We start from the raw sequence: 12,677 nt of genomic DNA on the forward strand, positions 1-12,677 counted from the left end.
GGACCCCGTCATGACATGGCTTCGCCCCCTCGCCGGATTTCAGCTGCCCGCCATGGGCCTGGGTTGCATGGGCATGAGCGAGTTCTACGGCCCCAGCGACGACGAACAGTCGCTGCGCACCCTGCGCGCAGCCCATGAGCGCGGCGTGCGGCATTTCGATACGGCTGACACCTACGGCTCCGGGCACAACGAGACCCTGCTGGGTCGCTTCCTGGCAGGCTTCAGCCCCGCAGAGCGCGCCGGGATCTGCGTGGCCACCAAGTTCGGCATCCAGCGCACGCCCGGCACCTACGAGCGCCACATCAACAACGCGGCGGACTACGTGAGAAGCGCCTGCGAGGCCAGCCTGCGCCGCCTGGGACTGGACTGTCTGCCGCTGTTCTACGTGCATAGGCGCGATCCAGCCGTGCCCATCGAGGCGTTGATGGCGTCTCTCGTGGCCCTCAAGACGGCCGGGAAGATCGCGGCGATCGGCCTGTCCGAGGTGTCCGCAGACACCCTGCGCCGCGCCCATGCCGTGCATCCGGTAGCGGCCTTGCAGAGCGAATACTCGCTGTGGGAACGCGGCGCCGAGGCCGAGATGCTGCCCCTGTGCCAGCAACTCGGCGTGGCCTTCGTGGCCTACAGCCCCCTGGGTCGTGCCCTGCTGAGCGCCGAGCTGCCGCCCACCGATCAGCTGGACGCCAAGGACTTTCGCCGCCAGCTGCCGCGCTTCAGCGGCGAAGCAGGCGCTCACAACCGCGCGCTGGTGGCCGCATTTTCTGCCTTGGCCGAAGGCTGGCAGATGAAGCCGGCCCAGGTGGCGCTGGCCTGGATCCTGAGCAGGCAGCCGCACGCCCATGTGATTCCGGGCATGCGCCGCGAGACCCATCTGCAGGCCAACTGGAACGGCGCACGCCAGACCCTGGAGGCCGCGCAGCTGGCCGAACTCGACCGGCTGTTCACGCCGCAGGCGGTGCAGGGTGCCCGTTACACCCCACTGGGCTATGTGGGGATCGAGTCCGCGCAACGCTGAGCCAGGCCGGCGTCCGCCTCAGTCGGCCATGACTTCGCCCAGGCGCACCAGACCGGCCGGCAGCCAGGCGGGGTTGAACTTCAGCGGGCCCTTGGGAAAGAGCATCACCACGGTAGAGCCCAGCAGGAAGCGGCCCATCTCGGCACCCTGCGCAAGCTCGATGCGCTGGTCTTCGTAGCGCCACTCGCGCACCTTGCCGGGCCGCGGCGGATTCACCACGCCGTGCCAGACCGTGGCCATGGAGCCGACGATGGTCGCGCCCACGAGCACCATCACGAAGCGCTCGCCGTCGGGGCGCTCGAACTCGCACACCACCCGCTCGTTGCGGGCAAACAGGCCCGGCACGCCGCGCGCCGTCACCGGGTTCACCGAGAACAGCGCCCCCGGCACATGGATCATGCGCAGCAGGCGGCCAGCGCAGGGCATGTGGATGCGGTGGTAGTCCTTGGGGCTGAGGTAGATGTTGGCGAAGTAGCCGTCCTCGTAGCGTGCAGCCATGGCCGCATCCCCGCCCACCAGGGCCGTGGTGCTGAAGTGGTGGCCCTTGGCCTGGAGGATCTGGTCGCGCTCGATGCGGCCGAACTGGCTGATCGCGCCGTCCACCGGGCAGAGCAGATCAGCCACCGCCAGCGGGCGTGCACCCGGGCGCAGTGCGCGGGTGAAGAACTCGTTGAAGCTCGGATATGCCGCCGGATCGGGATGGGCCGCCTCGGCCATGTTCACGCCGTAGCGCCGTATGAAGCGGCGGATCACCGCAGTGGTCAGCCCGCCCCAACGCGCATTGGCCACCCCGCCGGCCAGGGAGGTCAGGGCCTGCTTGGGCAGCAGGTACTGGAGCAGAACGGCAAGGCGGTCGGACACGGCGGATTCCGGTGAATATGGCAGGAGAAGTATGGCCCTCCTCGCCCGCCTTCGGGCAAGCGCGGCGCCAGGAGCGGGCCGGATTGTAGGAGCCCGGCCCCGGTTTCACGGCCCGCTGGAGAGCCCTCTCCAGGGCGGTGTGGAGACCCTCCCGCCAAATGAGCCATGTCAAGCCGGCCGCGCTTCGCGGAGAATCGGTGCCCATCGCCTTCGGCCCAGCCCTGCTCACGTGCCCATGGAAATCTATCTAGACGCCAACGCCACCACGCCCGTCCTGCCCCAGGCCCGTGCCGCCGCCCTGGCTGCCATGAGCGAGGATTTCGGCAATCCCAGCAGCATCCACAGCACCGGGCTCAAGGCCCGTGCCCTGATGGATGCCGTGCGGGCCCGCGCCCAGCGCCTGCTGGGGGCCGGGGCCGGCCAGTTGCTGTTCACCAGTGGCGCCACCGAGGGTATCCAGACGGCCGTGCTGTCGGCCCTGCGAGCCTTGCGCCAGCGCCGCGACGCGGGCGAGTCCATCGGCAGCTTGCTGCTGTACGGCGCCACCGAGCACAAGGCCGTGCCCGAGGCCCTCAAACACTGGAACGAACTGCTGGGCCTGGGCCTGGAGGTGCGCGCCATCCCCGTGGACCGCGACGGCCGCCATGACCTCGCCTGGCTCGCCCTGCAGGCGCCGCGAGCCGGCCTGGTCTGCACCATGGCCGCCAACAATGAGACAGGCGTGATCAGCGACCTGGACGGCATCGAGCAGGCCCTGGGAGCGAGCCGGACCTTCTGGATGGTGGACGGTGTGCAGGGCCTGGGCAAGCTGGACCTGCGCCTGGCCACGCGCCGCATCGACTACGCGCCCTTCAGCGGCCACAAGCTCTATGCGCCCAAGGGCATCGGCCTGCTCTATGTACGCGAAGGCGCGCCGGTGACGCCGCTGCTGGCCGGTGGCGGCCAGGAAGGCGCCCTGCGCTCCGGCACTGAGAACATGAGCGGCATCGCAGCACTGGGCGCGGTGCTTGCCGCCCTGGAAGACGGCCAGACCTTCCGCGACTCGACCACGCTGGCCCGCTACCGCGACCGCCTGGCCGAGACTCTGCAGGCGGCCTTCCCCGGCCTGGTGTTCAACGCCCCCCTGGACCTCAGCCTGCCGACCACCCTCAACTTCGCCGTGCCCGGCCTCAGCTCCAAGCTGCTGCTGGATCTATTCGACGCGGCCGATGTGCGCGTCAGCGGTGGCTCCGCCTGCAGCGCGGCCAAGGCCCAGCCCAGCTTCGTGCTGCAGGCCATGGGGCTGCCCGAGTGGCAGACGGCCGCAGCGGTACGCCTGTCCTTCGGCCCTGCCGCGGACGAGCAGCTGATCACCGAGGCCTGTGCCCGCATCCGTGCCTGTGGCGAGGCTCTGCGCGAAAGCTGCCTCACCGGTACCGTGGCCCAGGAAGGCACGCCGCTGACGCCCCTCACCCGCTATGTGGTCGACGGCGCCTGCTGCTGGCTGCTGGCCGACCCGGACAGCCGCACGGCCATCGTCATCGACCCCCTGCCCGAGCTGAACGAGCGCCTGGAGCGTCTGCTGCGCTGCCAGGACTACCGCCTGCTGGCCGCGCTGGACACTCACAGCCACGGCGACCACGCCTCTTCCGCGGAAGGCCTGCGGGCGGCGCTGCCGGACCGCCTGCTGCATGCCGAGGTCGATGCCCTGGGCTGGCCCCTGGGCCTGGACACACTGCATCTGGGGAGCCAGACCCTGCGACGCCTGCCCTTGCCTGGCCACACGGCGGACTCCACCGCCTACCTGCTGGGCCAGGGCACCCAGGTGCGCGTGGCCTTCGTGGGCGACACAGTCATGCCCGGCGCCCTGGGCCGCACGGATTTCCCCGTCAGCGAGCCCCTGGCGCTGCGCGACTCTCTGCGGCGGCTGGCCGAGGCTCTGCAGCCCGGCACCCTGCTGGCCCCGGGCCATGACTACGAGAACCGCTTCGCCACCACCCTGGGCACAGAGGCCGCCCACCAGCCGCTGCTGGCCGGCGCTCTCAACGGCAGCCTGGACGCCCTGGCTCTGGCCAGCGCCAAAGCCGAGTTCGAACGTGGCCTGGGCCTGACCGAGTACCAGACCATGGCCTGTGGCGCACGGGTCTGCAGCGGGCCCGAGCTCGCGCCTGAGCTGGATGCCAAGGGCCTGCGCCAGCTGCTGCGCCAGCATCCCGAGGCGCTGCTGGTGGATGTGCGCGAACCCTACGAGCAGCGCCTGAGCCTGCTGCCCGAGCTGGGCGAGGTGCAGCTGCAGGCGGTGCCGCTGTCCATCCTCGTCGACCACCTGCCGCAATGGCTGGCCTTGCCGGCCGAGACGCCGGTGGTCTTCTTCTGTCGCAGCGGCAACCGCAGCGAGCAGGCTGCCCGCGCCCTGCGCCGCCTGGGTCACGAGGCCGCCTACACCCTGGCCGGTGGCCTGGCCCTGTGGCCGCAGTGCGAGCCAGGGCTGGAGGCGGCGCTGTACGTCTGAGGGAGCGAGCGCGCTTCAACGCCCTGCGGGCGGCTCCCACAGCTCGACCTTGTTGCCTTCCGGGTCGATGACCCAGCCGAACTTGCCGTACTCGGACTCGTCGAGCTTGTCCTCCACCTGGCAGCCTTCGGCGCGCAGGACGGCGAGCAGGGCGTGCAGGTCCGCCACGCGCAGGTTCAGCATGAAGGGTGCGGTGCCGGGGGCAAAGTAGCCGCTGTCGGCAGCGAAGGGGCTCCAGATCGTGGTGCCCTCGTTGCCGGCGGGATCGTCACCCCAGCGAAACACCACGCCGCCCCAGGGCTCCACCTTCATGCCCAGGTGGCGCTCGTACCAGGCCGCCAGGGCCGCAGGGTCCTGGGCCTTGAAGAAAAGGCCGCCCAGGCCGGTCACTCGTTTCATGGGATGCTCCTTGGCAAGGTCATGGAGGGCGCGGCCACAGCGGCCTGCGCGGGGACGGAAGGCTTCAGGCGGACGCGCGGCCAGACACCAGCTCAGCGGCCAGGCGGTCCAGGTTCTGCTCGTTGGCAGGCTCGACGATGGACCGCACCGCTGCCGCCACCTGCGGATCGTCAAAGACCTGCAGCCAGTCGACCAGGGTGCCCTGACCCCGGGGCTGCAGCCCGATGCTCAGTTCGAAGACGGGGGCGCAGACATGGCGCAGCTTCACCAGGTCCGGAGCGATGTGCAGGAAGGCCGACTCATTGGGATAGTCCCGCCCGTCCGGCCCGTGCATGGTGAACTGCCAGCGCCCGCCGACGCGGAAATCGAAGTGCTGGAAGCTGTTGCGAAAGCCGGCCGGGCCCCACCAGCGCGCCAGGCGGGCAGGATCGGCGATGGCGGCAAAGACCTGCGCAGGCGTGGCCGGCAGCAGGCGTTGGTGATGGAAAGACGTCATCGTGAGGTCCTCGAAAGGGGCTGTGCTGGCCATGGCCCTGGCGCCAGGGTACATGGCAGCGATGGTAGCCCCAGCCTCAAGCGCCGTGGCCGCCTGCCGGGCCAGGGATAGGCTCGAAGCCGGTATCCCCCCCAAAGCAGGCCGCCGCTGCCGGCAGGGTGTGCCAGGAGGCCTTGTGGCTGACGAAGTACTCGCCACTGGGTGGCGGCACGTCGGCATCAGCCATCACGCCGGCAGGCAGACCCACGATATGGCTGCAGCGAGCGTCACGCGTCAGCACATGGGTACCGCAATGGCGGCAGAAGAAGCGCTGCAGATGGGGCGTCGGGCTGTAACAGCAGAGCTGCTCCTCGCCCTGCAGCACGAAATCATCCACAGGCACGCTGAGCCAGGTGGTGAAGGCAGCACCGCTCAATCGCCGGCACAGGCCGCAATGGCAGTTGATCGGGGGCCGCAACAGGCCATTGACATGAAGCGTTACTTCGCCGCAGTGGCAGCGACCTGAGCGTGTCATCCCTGTCATTGATTGCACCGTGCCATTTTCTGTTCCTCTCATGGGGGTCAGGTCTTGCGGACGATACGGAAGGCCTGGGCCAGGCCGAGACCCGCCAGACCCCACACCAGAGCCGCCGTCACTTCAAAGGTATTGACCAGCGCTGGATGCCGCCAGGCCAGCGGCACCAGCACCACGGCGCGCAGCAGGCAGACTGCCGCCATCGCGGCCAGGCCCATGCGCAGCAACGGAAGACGGCGCACCCAGCCCAGCGCAGACGCGGCATAGAGCCCGCACAGCCCCATCGCCGCCGCAATGAGGAGCGAACTCACGGGTGCCAGCCAGGTGCCGACCTCGGCGGACCGGACAATGGCAGGGGGAGCGCCAAAGAAGATGAACCAGGCGGGCCCGCCCAGGATTGCACCCACATGGATCAGCACACCGGCCGCTGCGATGGCGACGGCAAGCGCCGGCATGACTCGTTGGCGGCCCGCCGGGGCGGCTGGGCCCCCGCCAAGATCGCCTTCATGGCCGATCGCCCAGCTGTCCGGCGCCTTCTTGATGGTGTTCATGCGCTTGGGTCAGCCGCCTCATTCGTTCTTCGAATAGCGCCATCAAAGCGCGTCCGAAAGTCTAGCGGACCTCTGTCCCCAGCCATCGCAGGCTGCCGGCAATGGCAGCGGCACTTCAGACGGCCAGGCCCTCGGCCGGCGGTGGCTGGACACCCAGCACCCGGCCAAAGCTGCCCCCCGCCCACATGAAGCTCACGAAGGCGACCAGCTCCACCAGCTCGGCGTCGCTGAAGTGCTCGCGAAGCATGTGGATCTGGCTCGCCTCGATGGCCTTGTGGTCCGCGGCAAAGGCCTCTGCATAGGCCACGGCCAGCGAGGTGCGCAGGGTCGCATGGCTGCGATCGGGCGGTCCGGCCTTGGCCTGGCAATAGGCGCAGCCGTGGCTGGTGGCCAGGGTGCGGCGCACCTGCTCCAGCAGATCGGCAGGCAGCAGCGAGCGTGCAAAGAAGGTCTCCTCCAGGGCGGACCAGGGCGCCAGCACATGGGGCGCATGGCCCATGACGCGTTCGTAGTTCGTGGTGCCCAGGGTGGAGAGGGGGATGTGTGCAGTCATGAGGGGCAGAGCGTGGTGATTCGAAGGTCCTGGCAGTATTTCTCTAAATACCGCTTGCCGATCCTGCTCTTGCCGAAGGTAGCGATGCCCGTGCCATCCTGAACGCAAGAAGCACCATGGCAAGCAGGAGCAGCGCGCCCGCCCCAAAGGCGCCACGGCAGGCAGTCTCATTGGCCAGCCACGGCAAGGCGATGCTGCAATGCCGCGGACCCGAACCCAGGGCCAGCCAGGCGGGAACCAGGGTCATGACCAAAAGCAACAAGGCCATGATCCAGGCATAGGCCTTCCGGGAGAGCCAGGCGTGAAGCGCGATTGCCAGGCCAGCAAAGACAAAGCAGGCGCAGGCCAGGAGAGCAACCCAGGCGGGGGCTCGCAGCCAGCTCCGGATGGAGCTGGACCAGCAGCGCCGTGAGCATGCCCATCCCCGCCACCGCGCTGCCCAGAGCAAGCTTTCGGGCTGGGCTCAAGGTATCGAGGGACCTGTCTGGCATCTGGCGACTCCCCGTCACTGCACGTCCAGGCAAGGCACCAAACCCAGGCTCAGCGCCATCAGGCTGCCGGCACGGCTGATCCCAGGCAGAGGTTCCGCACGGAAGGGCGCCAGCAGGAATTCGCCCTCCAGTTCCATGATCAGTTCCGCCAGCCACGCCATGCCCCGCCCCCTTCTTGTTCTGCCACGGTCGGCACGATGCCCGGCCAGGGCAGGCGGGTCAAGGCACAAGGCTGTGGACAATTCTTGAACAAGCGCCTGTTTATCCACAGGCCAGGCCAGTTTTCAGAAGTTGTTGTCGAACAGCGCGGACGCAATCCCGGGTGGCGCGCACAGGCTTTGGGGCGATGCAAGTGCTTGTCAGTCAAGGGCTTTGAGCACTTATCCACAGAACTTGCAGCCCTCTACTACTCCTACCAGATAAAGATCTTTAACTACTGTTGTTGAAAGACGGGACGTGAAAAAATCGGGGATTGGCCTTCTAGCGCGCCTCAAGACCGCTCCCGGCCCGCTTCTTGCCGCCTTGCTGGCATCTTCCTGATGAACACCACCTCGCTTTTCTGCGCCTCGGCGGGCTTCGAGTCTGCCTGCTGCATTCCCGGCCTGCCGGCCACGCATCGCGCCCATGGTCTGCATGGCCACAGCTATTTCGCCACCGTGCGGGCCGATCTGCCGGCTGGCTGGGCACCCTTCCCGGGCGGCGAGGTGGAAGCCCTGCGCGAGCGCCTGGCCGCCTGCGTCACGCCGCTGGACCATGGCCTGCTCAATGAGCAGATCGACAACCCTACGGACGAGAACATCGCGCGCTGGATCCGTCAACGCCTGGAAACCGAGTTCGGCGTGCCGGGCATCCAGCAGGTCGGCATCCAGAGCACCACGCACTCGGGCGTGGATCTGGACGTGTCGGGCAAGGCCCATGTCTGGCGCCGCTACCGCTTTCAGGCCGCGCACCAACTGCCCAATGTGCCGCTGGGCCACAAGTGCGGGCGCATGCACGGCCATGGCTTCGAGGTCATCCTGCATGCCAATCAGGACCTGGGCGAGCGCGACCTCAGCATCGACTACGACCACCTCGACGAAATCTGGGCGCCCTTCCATGCCCAGCTCAACTACCACTGCCTCAATGAGATCGAGGGCCTGCGCAATCCCACCAGCGAGGTGATCTCGGCCTGGCTGTGGGAACGCATCCGGCCGCAGCTGCCCGAGCTGTCCTGGGTGACGGTCTACGAGACGGGCTCCAGCGGCGCCAACTTCGATGGCACGAACTACCGCATCTGGAAGGAGATGACCCTGGACAGCGCCGTGCAGCTCAAGCGCGCGCCGGACGGTCACCCGCAGCGCGGCATCCATGGCCACACCTTCACCCTGCGCCTGCATCTCTCGGCGCCGCTGGACGCGGTGATGGGCTGGACGGTGGACTTCGGCGACGTGAAGACGCTGTTCAACCCGCTGTTCAAGGCCCTGGACCACCACCCGCTGCACGAGATCCCCTCGCTGGCCGACAGCGACACGGCCTCGCTGGCCGCGTGGATCCTGCGCGAAGGGTGCCAGGTCTTGCCCCAGATCGACCGCGTGGACCTCTACGAGACCCGGGGCTCGGGTGCCCTGGTCAGCGCCGCGGCAGCCGATGAACTGATTCCCGTCTGAGGCCGCTGCCATGAGCTACGCCGTCAAGGAACGCTTCTACACCCTGCAAGGCGAGGGCGCACAGGCCGGGCGCCCGGCCGTGTTCTGCCGCTTCGCTGGCTGCAACCTCTGGAGCGGCCGTGAGCAGGACCGCGCCAGCGCCGTCTGCAATTTCTGCGATACCGATTTCGTGGGCACTGATGGCGAGGGCGGCGGCAAGTTCGCCACGGCCGAGGCCCTGGCCGATGCCATCGACAGCCTCTGGCCGCGCGACACACAAGGCCAGCGCCTGGGCCGGCCCTACGTGGTGTGCACCGGCGGCGAGCCGCTGCTGCAGCTGGACACGCCGCTGATCGAGGTCTTGCATGCGCGCGGCTTCGAGATCGCCGTCGAGACCAACGGCACCCAGCCCGCGCCGGAAGGCCTGGACTGGATCTGCGTAAGCCCAAAGGCGGACGCCGAGCTCGTGCTCACCAAGGGGCATGAGCTGAAGCTCGTCTATCCTCAGCCGCTGGCCATGCCTGAGCGCTTCGAGCAGCTCGACTTCCAGCACTTCTTCCTGCAGCCCCTCGATTCCCTCCTGCAGAAGCAGCACACGCGCGAGGCGGTGGCTTACTGCATGAGCCACCCGCAGTGGCGGCTGTCCGTCCAGATGCACAAGGTGGTCGGCATTGCCTGAACGAAAAAGCCCCGGGCCGTTGGCCGCGGGGCTTGTCACTTCTGCGCAGGGACACATCAGCCGTTGAGCTGTGGTGCGGATACCCGTGATTGCGCAGGTAAAAGGGGGAGACCCGCGAAACGGGACGGAGGACACGGAGCAATCACGAGTATCCGTACCGCAGCGATCGCTCGGTCTCTTCAGCTTGTCGTCAAGCCGACAGATGCGCCGTCTTCTGGTCCAGCACGGCTTCGGGAGATTCGGCCTCCTGCTCGGTCTCGGCATTGAGGCGGGCCTGCAGCTGCGCCGTATCGAGGTCACCCGTCCACTTGGCGACGACCACCGTGGCCACACCATTGCCGATCAGGTTGGTCAGGGCGCGGGCCTCGCTCATGAAGCGGTCGATACCCAGGATCAGCGCCAGGCCCGCCACCGGCACGCCGCCCACGGCCGACAGCGTGGCCGCCAGCACGATGAAGCCCGAGCCCGTGACGCCGGCGGCGCCCTTGGAGGTCAGCAGCAGCACGGCCAGCAGGGTCAGTTGCTGCGTGAGGCTCATGGGCGTGTTGGTGGCCTGCGCGATGAAGACGGCGGCCATGGTCAGGTAGATCGAGGTGCCGTCCAGGTTGAAGGAGTAGCCGGTGGGGATGACCAGACCGACGGTGGACTTCCTGGCGCCCAGGTTCTCCATCTTGGCCATCATGCGCGGCAGCACCGATTCCGACGAGGAGGTGCCCAGCACGATCAGCAGCTCTTCCTTGATGTACTTGATGAACTTCAGGATGGAGAAGCCATGGACCCGGGCGATGCCACCCAGCACGATGAAGATGAAGAGCAGGCAGGTCAGGTAGAAGCTGCCCATCAGCTTGGCCAGTTGCACCAGGGAGCCCAGGCCGTACTTGCCGATGGTGAAGGCCATGGCGCCGAAGGCACCGATGGGAGCCAGCTTCATGATGTAGCCCACGATCACGAAGAGCACGTGTGAGCTCTTCTCGATGAAGTCGAACACCAGGGTGCCGCGGCCGCCGAAGCGGTGCAGGGCAAAGCCGAACAGCACGGCCACCAGCAGCACCTGCAGCATCTCGCCCTTGGCGAAGGCGTCGAACATGCTGCTGGGGATGATGGCCAGCAGGAACTCCGTCGTGTTCTGCATCTTGCCCGGGCCGGTGTAGGCGGCGATGCCCTTGGTATCGAGGTGGGCCGGGTCCACGTTCATGCCCACGCCAGGCTGGAACACATTGACCACCACCAGGCCGATGACCAGGGCCAGCGTCGAAACGATCTCGAAGTACAGCAGAGCCAGGCCGCCGGTCTTGCCGACCTTCTTCATGTCCTCCATGCCCGCAATGCCCACCACCACCGTGCAGAAGATGATGGGTGCGATCAGCATCTTGATCAGCTTGATGAAGCCGTCGCCCAGTGGCTTCATGGCCGCGCCCGTCTCGGGCACGAAATGACCCAGGCAGACACCCACGAGGATCGCGAGGATCACCTGCAGGTACAGGGACTTGTAGAAGGGGGGTTTGGACACGGTCGCCATCGCAGCACCTCGTGAATCGGGTTGATGCGCTCATGGTGCGCCCCGAAATCTCACAAATCTGTACGTGGAATTGCAGATTCGAGGGCCCTAGCTCAGGAGGCTGGCCGCTGTAAAGGCACAAGGCTGTGGACAACTTTTGAGCAAGGCGATGCTTATGCACAGGGCAGGGCAGGTCGGTTGCACTTGTTGTCAAACCGTCCGCCCGCAAACCCGGGTACCGATCACACAGTTGTCTGGATCACAAGTTATTGATTAACAAATGAAAAATTGACTTATCCACAGAAAGTGGCACCCTCTACTAAGACTACCAAGTAAAGATTTCTATCTTGTCTTGTTGATATCAGCCCGGCAAAAAATCCTGCGCTGTTGCATGACGTTCTCTGACGACCCTGCCGAGGCTTGGCGCGGCCAAGGCCAGCGGGCACACTCGCGGCCCATGATGAACATTGCCGATCTCCAGACCCGTCTGCGCGCCTTTGCCGCCGAGCGGCGCTGGGAGCCCTACCAGACGCCCAAGAACCTGGCCATGGCCATGGTGGTGGAGGCGGCCGAGCTGGTGGAGATCTTTCAATGGAAGACCGCCGAAGAGTCCCAGGCCCTGGACGAGGCCACGCAGGTTCATCTGGGTGAAGAGATTGCCGACGTGATGCTCTACCTGCTGCAGATCGCCGACCATTGCCAGGTCGACGTGGCGGCTGCGGTGGAACGCAAACTGGCGCTCAATGCGAAGAAGTACCCGCCCCTGGCTCCTGGCGCGGGCGATTGAAGGCTGAACCTGCTGTGAATGGATTGCTGGGCGTGAGCGAGACTGTCGCCGTCATCGACTTCGAAACCTCGGGCCTGGGCCCGGCCAATGGCGGACGCGCGACCGAGATCGCCGCCGTGCTGGTAAGGGGCGGCTGCATCGTCGGCGAGTACCAGAGCCTCATGCATACCGGGGTGCATGTGCCTCCCTTCATCGAGCAATTGACTGGCATCAGCAATGAGATGCTGGAAGGCGCGCCTCCTGCAGAGCAGGTGATGCGCGAGGTGGCCGAGTTCACCCGCGGCTGCCCCATGGTGGCGCACAACGCCGGCTTCGACCGTGGTTTCTGGCAGTTCGAGATGCGCAAGGCCGAGGTCGATCCGGATCCGGCCCACGAGTTCGCCTGCACAGTGCTGTTGGCGCGGCGCCTGTACCCGGAGGCGCCCTCCTGCAAGCTGGGCCAGCTCGCGCGCTGGCATGAGTTGCCCGACATGGGCCGTGCCCACCGCGCCCTGGCCGATGCCAAGACCACGGCCCATCTGCTGATCCGCATGGAGCGGGACATCGAGCGGCAGTTCGAGTTGGAGCTGGGTCTGGCTCCCGTGCGTCACGAGCTGCTGGCACGGCTGCAGAAGGCCAACAAGACGGCGTTGAAGCGCTGCGTCAGCGACTACGCCAATGTCTGGCGCAGGCGAGCCCAGCAAGTGCTGCCCCTGCAGGCCTGAGTCCTCGATGGCC

14 protein-coding genes are annotated in these 12,677 nt (G+C 67.1%); 6 read left to right on the plus strand and 8 right to left on the minus strand.

Annotation, left to right across the window (positions count from 1 at the left end; all coding sequences use genetic code 11):
* Positions 1-10: 10 nt before the first annotated feature.
* The gene (locus ACS5PK_RS18515) at positions 11-1,015 is read left to right on the plus strand and encodes an aldo/keto reductase (protein ID WP_439441743.1); all 1,005 of its coding nucleotides are present in this window, start codon (positions 11-13) and stop codon (positions 1,013-1,015) included.
* A gap of 18 nt (positions 1,016-1,033) precedes the next feature.
* Here ACS5PK_RS18515 and asd read toward each other — a convergent pair whose 3' ends face one another.
* Positions 1,034-1,876 (minus strand): archaetidylserine decarboxylase, encoded by an 843-nt coding sequence (gene asd / locus ACS5PK_RS18520; RefSeq protein ID WP_439441744.1) that lies wholly within the window; start codon positions 1,874-1,876, stop codon positions 1,034-1,036.
* Positions 1,877-2,111: 235 nt separating this feature from the next.
* Between asd and ACS5PK_RS18525 the strand changes: the two genes are divergently transcribed.
* Entirely contained in the window at positions 2,112-4,367 is a 2,256-nt protein-coding gene (locus ACS5PK_RS18525; RefSeq protein ID WP_439441745.1) for an aminotransferase class V-fold PLP-dependent enzyme, read from the plus strand.
* Positions 4,368-4,382: 15 nt separating this feature from the next.
* On the opposite strand, the gene ACS5PK_RS18530 is transcribed toward ACS5PK_RS18525, so the two are convergent.
* From ACS5PK_RS18530 to ACS5PK_RS18555, 6 genes are all read right to left on the minus strand, one after another.
* On the minus strand, positions 4,383-4,766 hold the full coding sequence (locus ACS5PK_RS18530) for a VOC family protein (RefSeq protein WP_439441746.1): 384 nt from the start codon (positions 4,764-4,766) through the stop codon (positions 4,383-4,385).
* Positions 4,767-4,830: 64 nt separating this feature from the next.
* Positions 4,831-5,295 (minus strand): SRPBCC domain-containing protein, encoded by a 465-nt coding sequence (locus ACS5PK_RS18535; RefSeq protein ID WP_439441747.1) that lies wholly within the window; start codon positions 5,293-5,295, stop codon positions 4,831-4,833.
* A gap of 43 nt (positions 5,296-5,338) precedes the next feature.
* Positions 5,339-5,818 carry a GFA family protein gene (locus tag ACS5PK_RS18540; RefSeq protein WP_439441748.1) on the minus strand — a complete coding sequence of 160 codons (480 nt, stop codon included), beginning with the start codon at positions 5,816-5,818 and terminating at the stop codon, positions 5,339-5,341.
* A gap of 5 nt (positions 5,819-5,823) precedes the next feature.
* A complete protein-coding gene (locus ACS5PK_RS18545) occupies positions 5,824-6,327 on the minus strand; it encodes a hypothetical protein (RefSeq protein WP_439441749.1) in 504 nt (167 codons plus the stop codon).
* Between the two features lie 115 nt (positions 6,328-6,442).
* The gene (locus ACS5PK_RS18550; RefSeq protein WP_439441750.1) at positions 6,443-6,880 is read right to left on the minus strand and encodes a hypothetical protein; all 438 of its coding nucleotides are present in this window, start codon (positions 6,878-6,880) and stop codon (positions 6,443-6,445) included.
* A 505-nt stretch (positions 6,881-7,385) separates the two neighbouring features.
* Complete coding sequence (locus tag ACS5PK_RS18555; protein ID WP_439441751.1) at positions 7,386-7,532, minus strand: hypothetical protein; 147 nt, start codon at positions 7,530-7,532, stop codon at positions 7,386-7,388.
* A 378-nt stretch (positions 7,533-7,910) separates the two neighbouring features.
* Here ACS5PK_RS18555 and ACS5PK_RS18560 point away from each other — a divergent pair, with 378 nt between their 5' ends.
* Positions 7,911-9,017 carry a 6-carboxytetrahydropterin synthase gene (locus ACS5PK_RS18560; RefSeq protein ID WP_439441752.1) on the plus strand — a complete coding sequence of 369 codons (1,107 nt, stop codon included), beginning with the start codon at positions 7,911-7,913 and terminating at the stop codon, positions 9,015-9,017.
* Positions 9,018-9,027: 10 nt separating this feature from the next.
* Positions 9,028-9,675, plus strand: coding sequence for a 7-carboxy-7-deazaguanine synthase (queE, locus tag ACS5PK_RS18565; RefSeq protein WP_439441753.1), 648 nt, complete (start codon positions 9,028-9,030; stop codon positions 9,673-9,675).
* 190 nt (positions 9,676-9,865) lie between these two features.
* Here queE and ACS5PK_RS18570 read toward each other — a convergent pair whose 3' ends face one another.
* Positions 9,866-11,194: a dicarboxylate/amino acid:cation symporter gene (locus ACS5PK_RS18570; RefSeq protein ID WP_439441754.1), complete on the minus strand. Its 1,329-nt coding sequence runs from the start codon at positions 11,192-11,194 to the stop codon at positions 9,866-9,868.
* A gap of 439 nt (positions 11,195-11,633) precedes the next feature.
* On the opposite strand from ACS5PK_RS18570, the gene ACS5PK_RS18575 reads away from it, so the two are divergent.
* Together ACS5PK_RS18575 and ACS5PK_RS18580 are read left to right on the plus strand one after the other, a co-directional pair.
* Complete coding sequence (locus ACS5PK_RS18575) at positions 11,634-11,960, plus strand: nucleotide pyrophosphohydrolase (RefSeq protein ID WP_439441790.1); 327 nt, start codon at positions 11,634-11,636, stop codon at positions 11,958-11,960.
* Positions 11,961-11,992: 32 nt separating this feature from the next.
* The gene (locus tag ACS5PK_RS18580) at positions 11,993-12,664 is read left to right on the plus strand and encodes a 3'-5' exonuclease (protein WP_439441755.1); all 672 of its coding nucleotides are present in this window, start codon (positions 11,993-11,995) and stop codon (positions 12,662-12,664) included.
* The last annotated feature ends 13 nt before the right edge of the window (positions 12,665-12,677 follow it).

Source organism: Roseateles sp. DB2, assembly GCF_051857535.1.
Classification (GTDB): Bacteria; Pseudomonadota; Gammaproteobacteria; order Burkholderiales; family Burkholderiaceae_C; genus Roseateles_B.